At 54.6% G+C, this 15,551-nt stretch carries 24 protein-coding genes; 5 read left to right on the top strand and 19 right to left on the bottom strand.

The features are described from left to right. Positions 1–31: 31 nt before the first annotated feature. From AC1VYI_RS04895 to AC1VYI_RS04805, 19 genes are all read right to left on the bottom strand, one after another. Positions 32–550: a phage major tail tube protein gene (locus AC1VYI_RS04895; protein WP_023309235.1), complete on the bottom strand. Its 519-nt coding sequence runs from the start codon at positions 548–550 to the stop codon at positions 32–34. Between the two features lie 11 nt (positions 551–561). Beyond that, a complete protein-coding gene (locus tag AC1VYI_RS04890) occupies positions 562–1,749 on the bottom strand; it encodes a phage tail sheath protein (RefSeq protein WP_023309236.1) in 1,188 nt (395 codons plus the stop codon). Between the two features lie 125 nt (positions 1,750–1,874). Next, entirely contained in the window at positions 1,875–2,396 is a 522-nt protein-coding gene (locus tag AC1VYI_RS04885) for a tail fiber assembly protein (protein ID WP_045353954.1), read from the bottom strand. After that, positions 2,393–4,174 carry a phage tail protein gene (locus AC1VYI_RS04880; protein ID WP_134867139.1) on the bottom strand — a complete coding sequence of 594 codons (1,782 nt, stop codon included), beginning with the start codon at positions 4,172–4,174 and terminating at the stop codon, positions 2,393–2,395. The genes AC1VYI_RS04885 and AC1VYI_RS04880 overlap by 4 nt, the downstream gene beginning before the upstream one ends. An 11-nt stretch (positions 4,175–4,185) precedes the next feature. Next, positions 4,186–4,716, bottom strand: a complete 531-nt coding sequence (locus tag AC1VYI_RS04875) for a phage tail protein I (protein ID WP_045353956.1) — start codon at positions 4,714–4,716, stop codon at positions 4,186–4,188. Further along, the gene (locus AC1VYI_RS04870) at positions 4,709–5,617 is read right to left on the bottom strand and encodes a baseplate assembly protein (protein ID WP_045353959.1); all 909 of its coding nucleotides are present in this window, start codon (positions 5,615–5,617) and stop codon (positions 4,709–4,711) included. The genes AC1VYI_RS04875 and AC1VYI_RS04870 overlap by 8 nt, the downstream gene beginning before the upstream one ends. A 5-nt stretch (positions 5,618–5,622) precedes the next feature. Further along, on the bottom strand, positions 5,623–5,973 hold the full coding sequence (locus AC1VYI_RS04865; RefSeq protein WP_023309241.1) for a GPW/gp25 family protein: 351 nt from the start codon (positions 5,971–5,973) through the stop codon (positions 5,623–5,625). Further along, the gene (locus AC1VYI_RS04860; protein ID WP_032645069.1) at positions 5,970–6,611 is read right to left on the bottom strand and encodes a phage baseplate assembly protein V; all 642 of its coding nucleotides are present in this window, start codon (positions 6,609–6,611) and stop codon (positions 5,970–5,972) included. Before AC1VYI_RS04860 ends, AC1VYI_RS04865 begins: the two co-directional genes overlap by 4 nt. A gap of 112 nt (positions 6,612–6,723) precedes the next feature. Beyond that, complete coding sequence (locus AC1VYI_RS04855) at positions 6,724–7,191, bottom strand: phage tail protein (protein ID WP_134867138.1); 468 nt, start codon at positions 7,189–7,191, stop codon at positions 6,724–6,726. Then, positions 7,154–7,399, bottom strand: a complete 246-nt coding sequence (lysC, locus tag AC1VYI_RS04850) for an Rz1-like lysis system protein LysC (protein WP_230122831.1) — start codon at positions 7,397–7,399, stop codon at positions 7,154–7,156. The genes AC1VYI_RS04855 and lysC overlap by 38 nt, the downstream gene beginning before the upstream one ends. Beyond that, positions 7,287–7,712, bottom strand: a complete 426-nt coding sequence (lysB, locus tag AC1VYI_RS04845) for an Rz-like lysis system protein LysB (protein ID WP_226484336.1) — start codon at positions 7,710–7,712, stop codon at positions 7,287–7,289. Before lysB ends, lysC begins: the two co-directional genes overlap by 113 nt. Then, complete coding sequence (locus tag AC1VYI_RS04840) at positions 7,709–8,218, bottom strand: lysozyme (RefSeq protein WP_023309246.1); 510 nt, start codon at positions 8,216–8,218, stop codon at positions 7,709–7,711. The genes lysB and AC1VYI_RS04840 overlap by 4 nt, the downstream gene beginning before the upstream one ends. Next, entirely contained in the window at positions 8,202–8,423 is a 222-nt protein-coding gene (locus AC1VYI_RS04835) for a phage holin family protein (protein WP_023309247.1), read from the bottom strand. Before AC1VYI_RS04835 ends, AC1VYI_RS04840 begins: the two co-directional genes overlap by 17 nt. Further along, positions 8,414–8,617 (bottom strand): tail protein X, encoded by a 204-nt coding sequence (locus tag AC1VYI_RS04830; protein ID WP_023309248.1) that lies wholly within the window; start codon positions 8,615–8,617, stop codon positions 8,414–8,416. The genes AC1VYI_RS04835 and AC1VYI_RS04830 overlap by 10 nt, the downstream gene beginning before the upstream one ends. A 179-nt stretch (positions 8,618–8,796) precedes the next feature. Further along, the gene (locus tag AC1VYI_RS04825) at positions 8,797–9,237 is read right to left on the bottom strand and encodes a DinI-like family protein (protein ID WP_029741403.1); all 441 of its coding nucleotides are present in this window, start codon (positions 9,235–9,237) and stop codon (positions 8,797–8,799) included. A gap of 109 nt (positions 9,238–9,346) precedes the next feature. Further along, on the bottom strand, positions 9,347–11,536 hold the full coding sequence (locus tag AC1VYI_RS04820) for a replication endonuclease (RefSeq protein ID WP_045353968.1): 2,190 nt from the start codon (positions 11,534–11,536) through the stop codon (positions 9,347–9,349). 1 nt (position 11,537) lies between these two features. Next, positions 11,538–11,759, bottom strand: a complete 222-nt coding sequence (locus AC1VYI_RS04815) for a TraR/DksA family transcriptional regulator (RefSeq protein ID WP_045404086.1) — start codon at positions 11,757–11,759, stop codon at positions 11,538–11,540. Next, a complete protein-coding gene (locus tag AC1VYI_RS04810; RefSeq protein WP_134867137.1) occupies positions 11,759–11,986 on the bottom strand; it encodes a DUF2732 family protein in 228 nt (75 codons plus the stop codon). The genes AC1VYI_RS04815 and AC1VYI_RS04810 overlap by 1 nt, the downstream gene beginning before the upstream one ends. A gap of 68 nt (positions 11,987–12,054) precedes the next feature. Next, positions 12,055–12,393, bottom strand: a complete 339-nt coding sequence (locus tag AC1VYI_RS04805) for a DUF5347 domain-containing protein (RefSeq protein WP_023616298.1) — start codon at positions 12,391–12,393, stop codon at positions 12,055–12,057. 227 nt (positions 12,394–12,620) lie between these two features. Here AC1VYI_RS04805 and AC1VYI_RS04800 point away from each other — a divergent pair, with 227 nt between their 5' ends. From AC1VYI_RS04800 to AC1VYI_RS04780, 5 genes are all read left to right on the top strand, one after another. Beyond that, positions 12,621–13,196 (top strand): phage repressor protein CI, encoded by a 576-nt coding sequence (locus AC1VYI_RS04800; RefSeq protein ID WP_045910040.1) that lies wholly within the window; start codon positions 12,621–12,623, stop codon positions 13,194–13,196. A gap of 348 nt (positions 13,197–13,544) precedes the next feature. Further along, positions 13,545–14,036, top strand: coding sequence for a type VI secretion system tube protein TssD (tssD, locus tag AC1VYI_RS04795; protein ID WP_134867136.1), 492 nt, complete (start codon positions 13,545–13,547; stop codon positions 14,034–14,036). A 12-nt stretch (positions 14,037–14,048) separates the two neighbouring features. Beyond that, a complete protein-coding gene (locus tag AC1VYI_RS04790) occupies positions 14,049–14,411 on the top strand; it encodes a tlde1 domain-containing protein (protein WP_134867135.1) in 363 nt (120 codons plus the stop codon). Beyond that, positions 14,408–14,875 (top strand): hypothetical protein, encoded by a 468-nt coding sequence (locus AC1VYI_RS04785; RefSeq protein ID WP_134867134.1) that lies wholly within the window; start codon positions 14,408–14,410, stop codon positions 14,873–14,875. The genes AC1VYI_RS04790 and AC1VYI_RS04785 overlap by 4 nt, the downstream gene beginning before the upstream one ends. A gap of 211 nt (positions 14,876–15,086) precedes the next feature. Then, positions 15,087–15,521: a hypothetical protein gene (locus AC1VYI_RS04780; protein WP_048991070.1), complete on the top strand. Its 435-nt coding sequence runs from the start codon at positions 15,087–15,089 to the stop codon at positions 15,519–15,521. Positions 15,522–15,551: the final 30 nt, after the last annotated feature.

The raw sequence follows: 15,551 nt of genomic DNA, 5'->3' as shown, positions 1-15,551 counted from the left end.
CACCGGCCGGTCATCCCGGCCGGTTAAAGGGTTACAGGCCGATGGCCTTACGGTGTTCTGCCAGGCGATCGACGCCATCGACTTTGAGCACCATGTTGATGATGTCGATTTCGATGATCTCTTTGCCATCAATGGTCAGCTGGTAGTAAGCGCACTCGGTGGACATCTTGGTGGTGCCGCTCTCGCCCTGCTTGTTTTCACCGCCATCAAACTCTTTATGACGGCCGCGCATGACGATTTCGACGGCGGAGATTTCGCCGGTATCATCGCGCTGATAAGAGCCGGTAAAGCGCAGCGGCACACTGTCCGCGCCCGGAGAGGCATACTGCGCCCACAGGGCGGCGTCCGGCAGACCGCCAACGGTCCACTCCAGCGCCAGGGCATCATCGTCCAGGCCGAGGTCGACAGAGACCGAGCCCGGCATACCGCCGCCGCGATACTTCTCCAGCTTGCGGGTAAGCTTCGGTAGGGTCACAGACTCAACAACGCCCATATAGCTCAGGCCATCGTTGAACATATTCAGATACTTAAGTTTGCGTGGTAACGCCATGCTTCAGCTCCTTAGCTGTTAACCGAATCTGACAGGTCAGCCAGATAGGTATCGGTGATGCGCTGGCGCAGGGTCAGATTTTCCAGCGGCGGGACAGGGGTGTAGTCGTAATCGATATACAGTTTCCCCGCTTTCAGGGTGGTTGCATCGTTCGACTCAGGGTCATACCAGCAGGAGCCGTCGACGATATAGCCGTTGGTTTTCAGCTCGCGGAACTTGGCGTTAATACCGGAAACGATGTCGCGGATAAGCGTTGGCGTGATGGGTTTATCCATCGCCCACGCGTGCGCTTCCGCCATGGTATCGGCCAGCACCTGTGCGGTACGGGTGTAGTTTTCAAAGACGAATAACGGATCGTCTGAGCAGGTACGGTTCCCCCAGAATTTGAAACCGTCGTTGCGAATCAGCGTAGTGACGCCAGCCTGGTTGAGCAGGTTCGCATCGGTAGCCTGTTCCTGCAGATCCCAGGAAACAGAAGCGCTTACGCCCGTAACGCCGTTGACGCCAACGTTTGACAGGGTTTTATGCCAGCCGATTGTCTGGTCGATTTTGGCGCGCAGGCCAAGCGCACGGGCGGTAGCCCAGGCCGTCGTCGTTGCGTTCGTGGTGGTATCCCATGCCAGAAAATCAGGATGGATAACCATCAGCTCGCGCTGGCTGAAGTTTTTGCGGTAGTTGATCGCTTCAGAGATGGTTTTACATCCCCATGCGCTGACATAGCCGAACGCGCGCAAGCTCTGGCACATGGCGGCCAGTGCGGTCGCCACTTCCTGAGAGTCCAGCCCCGGCACGCCGAGAATACGCGGCTTAACGCCGGTCACCGTTTTCGCCGTGAGAAGCGCCTTCAGGCCGGTATATTTACCGTTTTCATCAGTAGTACCGATGATGTTGGAAACGGTCTGCTTGCGCGCCTCTTCCGGGGTTTCAGCGGTGCCTTCGGCCACGCGAACAACAACGACAACCGGTTTGCACTGGTCGGCGATCGCCTGCAGAGAAGCGGACAGCGTCCCCGCCTTGCCGGCTTTCGCAATCGCGTTTTGCACGTTGGTAATGAGCACGGGCTCGTTTAAAGGAAATGTCTTGTCGTCAGCATCGCTGGCCGTACAGACCATGCCGATGATTGCCGTCGAGACGGTGGAAATGGTGCGGGTGCCATCGTTGATTTCGATAACTTCCACGCCGTGGTGATAATCGCCCATCCGGTTAACTCCTTCGTTTAGTGGTGAGGCTATTTTCTGTGGAGCGCGCGATTGATGCGACGTATTGGGGTTGGAGAAAGGATTACACAACAAACGAAAAACCCTCCAAAATGGAGGGTTTGAGGTCAGGCTGGGCGTTCGGGCCATTGAATGTCTGGTAAGGTGCTGAGATCCAGCCGGTTTAGCATCACCCGGTAGCGTTTCCAGAGTAACAGCATGGCAGCTTCCTCGTCTGCTGCGATACCGAGATCGGAGGCATCCTGGAGGGGGGCAATAACATCCGAAGCTTCGGCAAGCAATTCACCTCTTCTGGTTTCCGCCTGTTGAATTAATTCCTCTCGGGTCAACTGGCGTGGGATAATTTTAGTGCCATTCCATACCCACTCGCCGTGTATATTCAGCCCTTCTGGCACATCTGTTTGATCAACTTCGGAAACTGACATACCAAGAGGAAAGAGGCGATCAACCTGATTACTGAAAGAGCGAATAATATTATTTTTGTCGTAGCATATCTTTAGGGTGTCGGCCTGAAAGCGTGACATATGGTAATACCAGTCAAGCCCCTCATCTGACTGAAGAAATATAGCGTTAAACAAAAAGTCTTTAAATTCTGGTTCATACTGAACGAAATTTTTAAGTGTAATCATGCTGTATGACCTACAGTAATCCATCCGATATTAGACATGTACTTCTGAATTGGGCGGTAGAAAATCGTATCGCCGCCGGGGTTTTGGCCTTCAGCATTCCACCCCGTCATTGCGCAGCCAGCAGGTACCCGCTGCCAACCGTTTTGCGTAATAATAAATGCCCCCTCCGCCCCCATTGCGACATCACGGACAAAGTATTGCAGCGTCCAGTCCTGTCGTGCATAAGGGCTTAAATCCTGCTGAGGGGGTGGGTTATTTGATGAGTACACTCGTACCTGGCCGCCAGATTCAAATAGGCCCTGACCTGCAACAATATTACCTCCGCTACCGACCTGTCCAGGAGCATTAAAATTACCGCTAATATCAAATTGGTAATTAACACTGTTTCTGGCATCGCCAGTTAAATTAATAATTGCTGTTCCAAACGCGTTAGTACCCGTGCGGTAAACTCCAAAACTAATCGCTGTTCCGTAACCATGACCTGCCGTTTCCGAAAAGCCTTTGATAATAGGTAGATAAATAGAATTACCGTTAGGCGACTGATATCCTTTTGGCACCAAAAAAGGTGCTGCGTTGTTTTGATACTGATCGGCAAAAGCACCCGCTCCGTACCAACCAGTGGAGTTCGTCTGGTAGTAAGTAGCATCAGACAAATACGCAACACTTCCGCCATGATTCGTTATGACCTTTGTCCAGCCGCCCCATACACTGTTATCGCCATTAAGAGCCCGGAATTTAAGCTGTTTCCCACCATCGCTATAAGATGCAGCGTATTGGACCCGGTAACCGCCAAGCCCGCCAACATCGAGAATCGTCGCCTCATAACCCGGCGAATTGGTTGCATTCGAATAACAAAAACTCACCGAGTTGAACGGCAGGGCATCGGCATTTGAAAGTCCTGTACCGGCTCTTGCAGATACAGATCTGATAGCCACTGCATTGCCGTTAACCAGCAACCGACCAGGAGTAATATCGTCAGGTGCCTCTTGCGCGTTTTTCGTCGCGGCGGTACCCAGGCTATTCCTGAGTTTAATGAGGTCATCGCCGACCGTTTTGACAGCCCTGGGTGTCGCCGCAAGAGACTCGGATTGACTATCAGTTACGCTACTGAGTTGGACAATCCCCTTTTGCCCTGTGGTCGCATCCTGAGCCGTATACTTACCACTGGCAAGGTCGTAGGCAGCTTTAACCGCTTTCGGCGTTGCTGCCAGCGCTTCAGAGGAGCTGTCAGTCGCACTACTAAGCTGAGTAAACCCTTTAGCCGTTAGCGTGGCATCAGGATGGCGGCGAGACTGCTCATGCTCTTCTAGCTTCTCATCAACATACTCCTGGGTCGCCATTATCGTAGACGTATCTATCGTAAGCTCAACCGAGGCGATATCACTGACCATGATCACCATTCGCACGGTCTGTGCACGGCCCGATCCCTCCTCCAGCAATGGTTTGTAACTTTCCGCCATGTTTCCGACGGCAATCAGCGTACCGGTGTCATCGTAAAGCCCCATCTCACGCATCCAGAAACCACCCGCTTCAGGAGGAATGAGAAGTTCTGCGATCACATAGTTACGCTTTTTATTGTCCTGGCTGATTTTATTCAACGCGTGGCGCCAGACTTCATTAACCAGCTTCGTCTGCCCGGCATCAGGAACCGGCAACGTGCCCCCACCGTCACCCACCGCCATCGCCGTAAAATTGACTTTCTTGCCGTTAGGGACGGTCGCGGCAGCCAGTTTTTCGGCACCGGCTTTGGTGATAACCGTTTTATATTTCACTGTCATTCTGCTCTCACTTATCCGGGATAAACCGTGATGATGTCGCCGTCATAGCTCAGGGCACCGGTATAGAGATAACCCGGAATGTCCTGGATGATATTCAGGCCAATAAGGTGGCGGCTGGCAGGCTTCGCATCGGCGATAAGCCTCTCCATTTCGTAATACATTTCCTCGGTGATGCCCGTGTCTAACACGCCGATATCAAGGCGGAAGGTGCCGGGCGGATCGTTGGTTTGCCACCACTCGGTGACGTTAATCAGATAGCCAAGCGGCTCCACCACGCGACGCACGGCGCCAATCGTTCCCTTGTGGGCATGAATAAACCACGCCGCGCGGATGACATCCCGCTTGGTGGCCTCGGGCCAGTTCTCATCCCAGCGGTCAACCGAAAACGCCCACGCCAGCCAGGGCAGCAGATTCGCCGGGCAGGTGTCCGCATCCCAGAGATGGCGCAGCGGAACGGGCGTATTTTCGATGTCCGCACAGGCGCGCGCCGCAGCGACCTCAAGCGCCGATGAGCCAACCGGTAAAAGGCGGGTATTACTCATCGTTTCCCCCCACGGTTACGCTGTAGTGGCTGCACCATGAGGCCTGAGTTTCATCAAGCACGATGTCCGCCGCGGGTGCGGTCAGCTCCACCCTCTGCACCCCTTCAACGTGAAGGGCAGCGTAAATGGCCGACTTGCGGATATCGCGTCCAAGCCGATGCTGCGCCGTGATATAGGCCTGTAGACGGGCCCTTGCCGCGCTAAGCACAGGCTCACTTTCAGGGCCGGGGAAGAGAAATAGCGAGGCGGCAATGCTGTAGTCGACAATGTTGGCCGACTGGACGGTCACGCGGTCGGCGACGGGCCTGACGTCCTCATCGTTCAGCGCATTGCGAACAACGGCGAGCAGTTCCTCAGAGGCCACGCCGTTGTTCTCCCGAGAAAGGACTGAGATCGTGACGTTCGCCGGCTGTGGGCTGATTACGGAGATGTCCGCCACCCGGCCATCTGCACTGCGACCATGGAACTGATACGCGCCCGTCGAACCGGCCACGCTAAGCCCTTCCGGCGCCTGCTGGATGCGCAAACGAAAATCGGTATCGGACTCCATCACGGCCGGAGTGGGCGGGAACGTGGCGTCATCGGCAGGAGTAATGACCAGACGCGCAAGGTTAGCGTTTGCCCCAATCTGGTCCAGATCGCTGCCTGCGGCATAGGCCAACATAACTGCACGCGCAGCCTCATTAACCCGCTGGCGCCAGATGACTTCCCGGTAGGCATTCTCCTGAAGCAGCTTCACAATCGGCTCGGATTCCAGCGTCAGCGTCCGTGCAATCGCTTCTCGCTCCTCTTCCGGATAGAGGGAGACAAAGGTGGCCTTTCGTTCTGCCAACAGCGTTTCATAATCCACCTCCTCCACGACATCAGGCGCGGCGAGCTGGCTCAGATCAACAATAGCCATAGCGTTTAACTCAGTGAAATGGTGATAGAAAAGGATTGCCCGGAGGTCGGGCGCGTGCCGGTGATATCGACATACAACGTCCCGTCGTTCTCCGAACGCTCGAAAGTGATGGCCGTCAGGCTTATCCGCGGCTCCCATTTCTGGATGGCGGAATAACAGGCGGCCATGATCTGCAGGCGCAGCGCCGGACTCTGCGGCCTGTCGATCATCGCCGCCAGCAGCGAGCCGTAATCCCGCCGCATGACCCGTGAGCCAATCGGCGTAACCAGAATGTCGCGCACGCTTTGACGGATGTGTTCCGCCTCTGAAATGCTCAGCCCGGTCTGCCTGTTCATCCCCCTGTAACGCACCGTCATTGTGTCCCCTTAGTCCAGCTTCCGCCGCTTTGCACACTGCCGTGCGCGTGGTTATCCACCTGCACCCCGTTGGAGGTGAATTTACCGCCGGAATGCTCAATATTTCCGGCCATCACACCGCCCTTCTGCACTTCAAGAGAGGCTGTAATTAACCTGTTGGTACACACCACTTCAGGCGTATCCAGCGTGATGCGGGACGTTGACGTCACCCGCACCTCCGGCACGGTGGCGGTCAGCGATTCAGAGGCGGTAATGTCGGCCGTTTTAATGCCTGCAACCGTCAGCGCCCCGCGCCCGGGTTCGTACTCGATCACCGCGCCGTCAGGGAACGAGACGTGGAACGCGTCAGGTGACCCGGACGGCGCCGGATGGTCGTCAGAGAAAATGCCGGGCAGCACAAAGGCGGTATCAAGCTCGCCGCCGATGGCCAGCAGCAGCACCTGTTCCCCCTCGGATGGGGCCCACCAGACGCGCGAACGTCCCGCACGACAGGTTAGCCAGTTCAGCCAGGTGGTTTTCATCCCGCCGGTCTGGACACGACAAAGCCCTCTGTTGAGGTCAACATCGGTCACAACACCGATACGAATCAGGTTGCGGATCGCGCGAGCGATGCCGTTCATGGAAGTTAATGTATTCATGAGAAGAGAATGCCGTTCAGGAGGAACGGCAGCAACGAGACGGGGTTTTCTGCGGGATGATACAACAAGCGGTCCAGACGGCAGGCGGCAGGCGGCCTTCAGCGCGGGTAAATTACTCCTCCCACTGGCTGACCAGCTCACCGTTGATGTACAACGCCTTCGGACGCGTGACAGGATCCGGCAGCGGCGGCTCGGGGGAATACGTCACGTGCAGAGCGCCCTGCTCCTGGGAAACAAGAATTCGCTCGGTTAATTGCACGCTGATGGTGATATCCATCGTATCGTCATCGTTTAAGACGACCGCGAAGGTGTAGCCGTTTTTGCGTCCTTCATCGAGGGTAAAAATATCCGGCTGGTTTTCCCGAAGCCAGGCCAGCACCGGGACGAAAAATCCCTCGCTGTCGCCGGTGAAGCCGCTGACCTTCGCGTTCAGCGCATACCGCTTTTCAAAGGAGAGCGAGGAGGCCAGTCGGGCGTCAATATTGCCGCCTCCGACCGACATCTGCAGGCGCTCCGGGTTGGCATTGAGTTGGGGGATCGCGTCAATTAATGCCTGACGCAGGCTCTTGAGTTTGTGCATCGAGTTTATCCTGACAGTCTTTGATGGTTTCAACCTGCAGCGCGCAGGCGATAAGGGCGTATTCCAGCCTGCGAATATCCGCGCTGAGATCGCCGTTAGTGGCGGGTTCGCTTCCCGGCATCGGGCAGCGGCTCACCTTCGGGCAGGCGTTGTAAACAATGTGCTGCGGAGGCGCAGGCGGAGCGGGTGTGCAGCCTGCGGACAGCATCAGGCAGCTGAGCGGTATACCAGCGGCGTAACGCTTCATTTTCATTGAGTAATCTCCCGATAGTCGCTTCCCGTCTTGCCCTCTCCTCGCCCGCGGTAACAAGCTCCTCACGGAGCCTGACCTGGGCATTTTCATTTGCTCTGGCCATCCGCTGCGACAGGGACAGCTGCTGGTTAAGCGTGGCGAGGGCCGTTTTTTGCTCGCTGGCGACCCGGTTGGCCGTGGCTAAGGAACGGGACAGGTTCAGGTTGTCATGACGAAGCCACAGCGTGATGGCCAGCAGCCCGGCCAGCGCCAGCATGAGCGTTCTCATGGCAGCCCCTTCATGCACCAGGCCTTCTCGCGGACGCGACGGTTTTCCAGACCGGCATTTTTGACGCCGTTGACGTACACCCAGCGGGTAAGCTGCCCGCATGCCTGCGGCCACTGTTTACGTTTGATAAAGGACACCAGCGTCGAACGGCAGGCGGCGCCTGCGCCGACATTAAAGGTAAAACTCACCAGCGCGTCATAGACCCGGGGCGGCATCTCCACCGGCGCACACGCCGCCAGACGCCGCTCAACGTTGAGCACATCAGCGACCAGATTTACCGCAGCCTCACGCTCGGTAATGTCCCGCGTCGGCACAACGTTTGCCGTGTGGCCAATGCCGGACGTCCATACGCCGGCGCTACACCGGTAGGGCGAGAGGCGACATCCTTCGAGATCGGCAATCAACGCCAACCCTTCCGGGGACGTTTTCAGTAATTGAAAGTCAGGCATCAGCACCGCCAGGGCCAGCACGCCGGCGACGCTGCAACGCTTAATGATTGAGTTCACGAATACTCTTCTTATCGAGGCCAAGAGACTGGAGATAGCGCCAGGTTTTTCGCTTAAACCAGTAATTCGTTAATGCGGTAAAAATGGCGCACAGACTCCCCACGTACAGCGCGACTTTTTCAGGAGACATCGCCCCGAACCAGGCCAGCGCCACGGCCAGCCAATAGGCGATAACCGTGGTGATTTTCTCCAGGCTCAGTCCCATAGGTTTACGGATTCTTTTGTGGGGGCGCTATTCACCTCCGGCATCTCTACCGGCGTGCCGTGAGGCAAGATAACGCCTAACTCCGCGAGGCCAGGATTGGCCTTCAGAACGGCTTCAACGACGCCAGCCGTGCGCCCATAAAAGCGGGCGCAAACGGCATCAAGCGTGTCCCCCTGCATTGCATAGATTTTCATCAGACGCTCCCAACATCCGGTTTCCAGGTACCGTAGAGTTTCCCGGGCCAGCAGGCTTTTCGCTATCGCTGGCAGATGGACAATCGCGGGCACAACAGATCGTCCGCGAGCGGCGAAGCGTGATTCAACGGAAGCGCAAAACAGGAATGAGGGTGTTGGTACGGGCGATGACGCCGGGGCTAGCGCCAGCTCTCGTCTTCCCAGACTTCCCGGAGGATAGCGTCCAGCGCCTCGCGATCGGCTTCTTTTTCAAGCCCCTGGAGCTCGACCCCCGTCACCGATCCGATTTTCACGTTCACCCGCGATGACGGAAACAGGGATCGTATTCTGCGGGTCAGTTCGCACTGAAAGGCCTCCACGACGGCATGGCCAATCTGCTGATCTTTATCGAGAGTAATGTTCACCCGAACGTTGCCCTCTTTTTTGATTCGTTCCGGAACAGGCGATGCTGAGAACACAACGGTAAATGCGTTGTTCTTGATTAAATTTCCCCGCGCAATCTCAGCAATCAAATTCAGGGCAATCTCACGATCTCTTTCCTGACACGTTCCTTCCGTCGTCAGTCGCGCAATCAGCTCGACTCGTTCAATCATGACCTGCTCGTTCAACTCTCTGTCCACACAACCTCCACTACGAGATACTGTATAAACATACAGTAGCACGTATTCATAAAAAGAGTGAAGCGAAAAATCAGAACCCTTCACGGTATGTACATGATATGGATGGAGATTAGCGGGCTCTCTGAGCGAAGAGATCCGTTAAATACCCCATACGTTCAAGGATTTTCCGCGCCTTTTGCTGGTAAGAACACGGTGCCGGAAATAGCGATCCGTCAGCTGCGCCCCTGCACCATTTATCGTTAAAGCGGCTGATGCCTCCCGCCATCAGATGCAGGGCTTCTGCCCGGCTGATGGCTATCCCGGTGACGAGCCGTATCTCATCGATCACCTTCTCCGGTACGCCGTTCTGCGGGTCGCTCGCGAAGACGACGGGCGACGACGCGCCAGGGCGGATGAATTTGATGCGTTCGGCTAACGCCCGCCTCGCACGTCGGCTGAGGGGTTGAGAAAGATCGGTCTGCGTACAGTTATTGACAGAACTCCGAGAGGATACGGGCACATCCTTAAGATCCGCGGCCCGCTTCGGCACAATTTTCCACTGCGTGAGTCGGGTTAAAACTGGGCTGCCCGCGCCAACGGCGGAATCGTACACGCCGCGGATGCGGACCGTTTCCTCGCCATACTGGTTAAACCCGGCGCGCGGCTCATACAGCGTGCGCACCTGTAAATTATCGCGACGCACAAACGGCCCGCCCTGCGCAGTAACGTAACCCGCCCAGTCCCCGGCGTCGGCAGCCTCCTGGACGGCGGCAAACTCAACGCTCAGACCGCGCGCGGCCTCGGTATCCACCAGACGTCGCAGCTCGCGGTAGACCGTTACCGGCGCGCCGCCGATGAACTGAAACTGGCGAATGTGCCAGCGCCCTGCCCAGGCCGACACGGCGGACGCCGTCTCCTTCAGCAATCCACCGCTTTCGCTATCGGTCTCGCCATCAAGCGCATAGCCGTCGATATTCTTTGAGATGTATTTGGCGATATAGCCGGTAGCGCTGCCTTTCTGCGGATCGATCGCGTCCGCGTGAAAGCGCGCCTGTCTGGCGCTTTCGCTCTGCAGCTCAGCGTTCTCCTCCTGCCGCGCGTAGTCCCCGATAATCCGGCGAACGCATTCGACGTCTTCCGGCAGCATAAACATCAGCATGTGCCAGTGGGGCGTACCGTCGTGATGGGGTTCCGCAACGCGGATACCAAAGATACGGCGCCCGTCCCGGTGCAGTTTTGCGCGGATACGCGCCCACAGGCGGGTAAAATAGATTTGCGTATCCGTCGGGCTGGCCCCGTTCCACTTCGCGTTGGGGAAGCCTGATTTCAGCGTCGCGTGATACTGCGCGGGCGCGGTTAAGGTATAGAACTCGCCCACGTAGCCCAGCGCCTCACAGATATTTTCAAACCCGCGGATGCGGGTCATCAGTTCACAGCGACGTATCGCCGGGTTGGCCACCGAGCTGTCGTATTTTTCAATCAGGCTGATGCGGTTTCCCTCTTCATCTTCCAGCTCCATGCCCTTGAGAAATTCGCGCGTGCGGCGCTTCTGCTCGCGCCACTCGGTCACGCAGCGTTTGCTCGCATACGCCGCTCTCCGTTTGCTGACGTTGCCAAGGGCAATCTGCAGATGTTCGCGCCAGGCAGCCGCGACCCGACGCAGGCGCCCGCGCCACCACGCCTCGGAAAACATGCGGATCACCGCCGCGGCAACGTCATCTTTGTTGAAAAATGTCTTCGACACCCGCTCCCAGTGCGGTGGCGACACGTTGAACTGTCGGGCGATCAGTCCGGCGCGCTGATACCAGACGTACAGCGTCTGGTATTCGCCCATTTCAGCATCGTTAATATTCGCCAGCTCGCCGCGTATAAAGCTGGCGATATCTGCGGCCAGCAGGTCGATGTCCGCGCGGGACATATCCGGAAGGCGGTTATAGCGGGCCACCAGTTCGACCATCCGCGAGGCGAGGTATTGCAAAAGCTGAGTGTCGAAATGGCCGTCGAACACGGCCCTGGAGACTTCGTCGTGCAGGCCTGTGCAGGCATAGCGATCGGAGACCCGCCGCAGGCGAGGTAACATCCTTTTGCAGAAGCGGATCAAAAAGGCGTTAGCCTGCGGGCTGCCCCGATGCTGTTCGAGGGCGTCAACCGTGCGCCAGATTTCGAAGCGTACGCAGTCGGGCTGCTGTGAAAGGGCAATTCTTGCCTGCTGCAGCGCCGCGAAAAGGCGATCGCGGCGCTGCTGTTGGGCATGGGTGAGATAAGGGCTGGCAATGGCCGACCGTGGGGCGTTCCACGGATAAGCAAATGACGTAGCCAACTTATCCTCCCCGGACGTGTTTATTTTTCATCTCTGCGATCTCCTGGCAGGTCACGCACAGGGCTACGCCGGGCACCGCTATTCGGCGCGCCTCCGGTATCGGCGCCTCGCAGTCCTCGCAGAGGAAACGCGAAGGCGATGCGGGTCGTCTGCGGGCGCGATTAATGTACCGCTCTCTGTCCTCCTGCTCGCGCGCCTGCGCAAGATCGATAAAATCGGCCATCAGTGCAGCTCCTGGGATTCGCGCTCATAGCGAGCCGCCTCGTGGCACAGAAGTTCGGCAACGTCTTCTCCGCTCATACCGGTTTTGTAGATATGGCTCGCCAGCGCCTCCAGACGCAGGGAGACCGCGAGGGCTCGCGCGCATCGTTCCTCTGTTTTTGCCTCCATCAGCAGGCGTTGCAGTTCTTCACTTCCAATCGGATAAGGGCGGTTTTCACTGTGTCGCATTACGCGTTCTCCTTAAATTCAGGCAACAGGGTGCCCGGCGGGTTTACGCCATTCGTTTTTGGGTTGGGTTACAACGGCATGGTCAGCCGTTCAGGAAATAAACTCACAACAGCACGAAAATGATTCATCGCGGTAATTAGCGCTCTTTTCTCCTCTGTGGTCAGCTCGCTGATATCGCACTCATGACGGGCGACGGGTAATCTCGCCAGGAAAAAGAGAGCGGCCAGCGCCCTGCTGTTCTCCTCAAAAAAGGGATCGCGCTTATCGCGCATGTCAGCCATAAACCGTGCCAGCTCTTTCCCGCTATCGCTCCCGTAGCGGGCGCGCAGTTCAGCGATGTGGTTAAGCCCGCTAAGACGCGCCCCCACGCTTAGTGGAACCCTTGCACGGGCAGCTTCTATCGCCATATCTCCCCTCGCGTAAATGTATGCACGCTAATGCGTTCAAAACGGGCAGAGCACGGCTTTTTCCGCCGTTTGAGGATTGCGATTTCGGAAGCCATGCTGCATGATTCCCATTTTGATAATGCCTGCAATCATTAGCCTCAGTTTGCCAACGTCTGCCGCTGATTGCCCGAATTTGTAATGATACTAATACTCAAATGAGCATTAGTAAACACCCAAAGGAATATATTTTGATACTAGATTCTCAAGTGAATAATGAAGAATTGCTCGATAGAATCTGTCAGGTATATGGTTTCACGCAGAAAATCCAGCTGGCCCGACACTTTAATATCGCCGCCAGCTCGCTTCAGAACCGCTACGCGCGCGGTACCATCTCTTACGACTTTGCGGTTCAGTGTGCGCTGGACACTGGCGCCAGCCTCCGCTGGCTGATGACCGGCCAGGGTGCGCAGTTTGCAGGAAACCCCGCCCCGGGCGATCCCGTTTCGGTTGCGACATTCACACTCAGTGACGGGAGGCTGGAAGAAAATTCCATTTTGAGTATCGACGCTGCTTTCTTTAGCAAACCGCTGACGCGCGGCATCGCCGTCCGCGCGGAGGGGAAGCTGCACTTTATCGAAAAAGAGGCGTCGTTAACCGACGGCCTGTGGCTGGTTGAGATTGAAGGCACCGCCAGCATCCGCGACCTCACGCTGCTGCCGGGTAAAAAACTCCACGTGGCGGGCGGCAAGGTTCCCTTTGAATGCGGTATCGACGAGATAAAAACGGTGGGACGCGTGGTGGGGATCTATAGCGAAGTAAGCTGAGAGCGTTTTATTCCCCCCCTCCTGCCCACGGATCTGCCGCAAGATACACCGATACAGAGAAGCGAATTATACTTCTGTATAATTCGCTTCTCTGTTCTTATCAGTAAACGATGCATTTCCCTTTTACTCACAGCAAAAAAAGCAACATCCACAAAAACATTGCAATATCGTAACGTTTTTAATCAGGCTTATGACACTTATAAAATATATATATTTTTACATTATATTTTATATTACTTCATTTAATGCATGAATACATGTAACAGTAGTGACATGAAATATTACAAACAGAAAAACCATGAAGGAGTAATGTCAAACTAATTAGTCAGCAAAATGGAGTTAATTAGAATGGCTATACCCGTTTATCTCTGGCTTTACAGCGAAGAAGGGAAGCAGTTAAAAGGTGGCGTTGATGTACATAAACGCGAAGGTAGCATTGAAATAACCGGACTATCACACGGCGTGGAGATACCTACAGATGATTACTCCGGAAAAATAACAGCCACACGCCAACATTCCCCTTTTGTTTTTACAAAAGCGCAAGACGTCTCAAGTCCTTACCTTTATCAGATCGTTAGTACGGGAAGAGTTCTTAAATCTGCTGAGCTAAAATTTTATCGAATCAACTATGAAGGGCAGGAGGAAGAATATTTTAATATTTTTATGGAAAATGCACGTATTACCTGCATTGTGCCTTATATGGAAGATGTGAAGGATCCCGACTTCACACATTATGATCATATGGAAGCCATAGAAATGACATATGAAAAAATAACATGGAAATATCTGGATGGTAACATTGTCCATTCCGATAGCTGGAAAGAACGCAGCGCCGCATAAGGGGAATAGCTCATGGCATGGATCTACTACCAAAGTACCGGTGAACTGTGGCATAAAGGTAAACTTATTGGCAGAGGATATTCCGGAAACCTGACAAACAAAAATAATCCAGACCGTCAGCACGTTAGAGGGATGGGACCATTACCACGCGGAACGTATCGTATAGGAGGCCATACATCCACAAGGGGGCCAATGACAATTAACCTTAAACAAACCTCTGGCGAGAGTTATGGGCGATCGCTGTTTCGCATCCATGGCGAGAAAAAGGCACCAGCCATTCCTGGTTTTGCGTCCGAGGGCTGCATAATCATGGGGCCTCACATTCGCTCTAAAATAATTCTTTCGTCAGATCGTACGCTTGAGGTAGTGCGTTGAAAAAGTACGCGCTGTATCTAATTGTCTGCATTATTTCGGCTTCCTGTATAGCGTCAGAGAGTGACTGGATAATCTATATTAAGCGGGTGTCCAGCGCTGACCAGGCAGCCATTCAGGCATTACCAGCGAAGATTAAAAGCACTGGTGATAATCTGGATGACGAGCATGCTGAGCAGTTGGCGACCGCCATCAGCATGGCGCTTATCCGCGCCCCCAAATTAGTGCTGAATGTCACCAATCAATTTGAGTTGAACCCAGATCCTTTACAGCAACGGTTTGGAACCACTTTGATATGTAGCATACCGATGATGATACACAGCACTAATGCGGAGGTTGAAACCTATTTAGCAAAGGCTAAACCAGCATTGGAGAAAGCGGGCTCCCCAGCAAGAGAATGCTTAAGCAATATGCTAGATGTAATCAATGAGGTTAAGCAAGAAAAGGATAAGGACTCAAAACGTTAGCATCATATTATAACAAGCGCTCTTCTGAGCGCTTAATCTTTGAACCATTAAATAATAAACCACATATCACTCCAGTTTATCCAAAAATAAAAGAGCACATGGCTAAATCCTCCCTTTCAACCATCACCGTATCAAATAACAGCGGCTGCTCGGCTATGAGTGCGACGCAGAAATTTGAAAATATCTATATCCCACCGGGAATGAACTTGATATGAAAACGATGCAGCTGTTTTTGATTATGTTAGTGATATCGCACGTGGCTTATGCAAATGACTGTACTTCTGTTGAAGAAATGGACAAGGCAGATAACGCAGCCTCTGCCATTCAGGACTGGCAAGGCATCCATTCTTTTTACAAAAATTACAGACAGTGTGATGAGGGATATATCGCAGAAGGGATATCAGCGACTATTGTCGGGCTGTTAGCCAACAACTGGAAGACCTCCCATCAACTCATGCAGCTATCTGTAAACGATCGCGCTTTTGAGTCATGGATGATTAATCACATCGATACGACCACGAACGATCGCGAGCTCGATAAAGTCGTGAGAAACGCCACGGATAGCTGTCCCGAAGGCGGTAAAGCGTTCTGCAATCAGATTGAGAATGCCGCACAAGGTGCGTTGAAGGAATTGCAAAGCCCATAGCCAAGAATGGTTTCACAGGTAGAGCAGGAA

It is taken from the genome of Enterobacter sp. QK-SA4, from assembly GCF_056856775.1.
Note: the sequence above shows the minus strand (reverse complement) of the source record. Positions and strands in the feature narration are given on the sequence as shown.